General features: G+C 43.4%; 2 protein-coding genes and 1 pseudogene. All 3 read right to left on the reverse strand.

Annotation, left to right across the window (positions count from 1 at the left end; all coding sequences use genetic code 11):
* Positions 1 to 199 (reverse strand): annotated as a pseudogene (locus KL866_RS09190) (hypothetical protein); the annotation flags it as partial.
* Positions 200 to 325: 126 nt separating this feature from the next.
* Positions 326 to 763: a DUF695 domain-containing protein gene (locus KL866_RS09195; protein ID WP_214994754.1), complete on the reverse strand. Its 438-nt coding sequence runs from the start codon at positions 761 to 763 to the stop codon at positions 326 to 328.
* A gap of 190 nt (positions 764 to 953) precedes the next feature.
* The gene (locus KL866_RS09200) at positions 954 to 1,313 is read right to left on the reverse strand and encodes a DoxX family protein (RefSeq protein WP_025256683.1); all 360 of its coding nucleotides are present in this window, start codon (positions 1,311 to 1,313) and stop codon (positions 954 to 956) included.
* Positions 1,314 to 2,194: the final 881 nt, after the last annotated feature.

The following is a 2,194-nucleotide window of genomic DNA, read 5'->3' on the forward strand; positions in this document are numbered from 1 at the left end:
TAGCAAAAGGTTCGAAGTGTTTTTTTAAGCTGTTATGCTCTATTTCTAACAGATTGATTGATATAGAAGAGATGTTCTGTTGCTGTGCGAGCAAGCATAGTTGTCCTGTAGTCCAGTAACCAAGATGATCGTTATTGCGGTTACTTAGCATGTGAGCAAAGTTTCTTACAATTCCTTTGAATTCTGAACGACGAGCCATGATTCTCCTTGGCTTCTAACGGCCCGCATAACGGGCAAAAATATGTAGGCTATAATACTGAGCGAAGCGAGGGGAGCCTACGTGTTTTTGTCCCAAGGAGCGCTAGCGACTGAGTTGATGCGTTTGTTATGTTCCATTAACCCCAGCTAGAAAGTTGTGATAGGTAGACCAATCAGGATCTTGAGAAATTTCAATTTCTATTGGATACACCTCATGCCCTGCCAGTAATGAGTTTAACTGCGACATCCAAGAGTCAACGTCTTTAACGTACCACACCCATTCTTTTCTTCCACTTCCCGTGGCGACTAACATTAGGAAGCTAATTTCTTTCTTGTCTAACGACGAAATAGCATCTTCAAATTCAATTTGTCGATTATTTGCTGTTTCATTTGGCATTCCATTATTTTCGTTTACGTCAAATCCCCAGTAGATGTTAATCAAATTTGGATAGTCTGATTCTGAAACTCCAGTAGGGACAGCGTGCATGCTTCTGTAAACTACTGGAAGTCCACTCTGTTCACCCGTTGCTGTGAAGTAAACATTTTCAGCCGTTGCAGTTGTCATAAGGAAACTCCATGTAATAAGCAATAATACCTTTTTCAAAACTACCCTCGATATTGAACAAGGAACATAACGCCACAATCAGCGGCAGACTAGTTGTTGATTGTTTTGTGCGAAAATGGCGTAGCCATGCACAAAACAAGCGACGGCTAGGCTGTCCAAGCCACGCAGTGGCTGATGCTGGATTGCCTTGTTAGGTTTTACTGAATTTGAATATTTTCGATTTCGTTTTTATAACAACAAAAACACTGAGACCTAATATGACAAGCGCAGGAATCCCTTCGGCAGGAGGTGTATACATGAAGTGAAAATACACGGCTCCACTCATGATAGTGGCGATACCAGCAGCTGATATAGCGCTAAGGGAACTAATGAATAATCCTATGGCGCCAGCAATTTCACACACTCCGATGAAGTAGCCAAACCACCCAGGTAACCCGAGAATATGAAAACTTTCGTGAAGCTCAGGAACACCTGCCAATTTGGCACCGCCACCTGCTACCAAAACAAGGGCGATTAGTCCTCTTGCGATATTAAATCCGTATTTTTTCATTTCGAAAACCCTTACTTAAATTAATGGACGAACCTAACTTTAAGCTAAGGGGCGCAGATGCGTGGGGCATAATGGCGAAGCCGCCCCGCGTATAGGCGTCCCAGCGACCGAAGGGAGTGGCTTAAGCGCTTTGTTAGAAGCAGAGCCTGCACCTTTGGCCTTATTAAAAACTAATAAAGTCAGCATACGATTGATTATTAACACAAACAAGTAAAACAACAGTGCAGTGATGTAGTTGATTTGACTGAAGCAAGCCGCCCTATGAATTACCAAGTGCAATGGCGCTTGCTGACTGAAAATAAGAACTTGGCGATAAAGCGCCTATTGCGCAACCTATGAAGTTGAAGCGGCGAAGTTAAAACCACCAAAAGCCAGAGCGATTTTTGAAACAGCAGGTGAGGGCGGTTGAACTGTTATTTGTATTAAGCGAAACGCAGTTTAGGCTGACGCCTTCTAACTTTAAGCTAAGGGGCGTAGATACGTGGGGCATAATTGGCGAAGCCGCCCCGCGTATAGGCGTCCCAGCGACCGAAGGGAGTGGCTTAAGCGCTTTGTTAGAAGCAGAGCCTATTCCTTTGGCCTTATTAAAAACTAATAAAGTCAGCATACGATTGATTATTAACACAAACAAGTAAAACAACAGTGCAGTGATGTAGTTGATTTGACTGAAGCAAGCCGCCCTATGAATTACCAAGTGCAATGGCGCCTGTTGGCCTAGAAAAAGAACTTGGCGGTAAAGCGCCTATTGCGCAACCTTTGAAGTAAGCGCGGTGTCATTAAAACTACCAATGCTTGGGCGATGTATGAAACAACAGGTGAGGGTGGTTGAACTGATATTTTTATAAAGCCAAACGTAGTTTAGGCTGACGCCTTCTAACTTT

It is taken from the genome of Alteromonas sp. ALT199, from assembly GCF_018619335.1.
GTDB lineage: Bacteria > Pseudomonadota > Gammaproteobacteria > Enterobacterales > Alteromonadaceae > Alteromonas.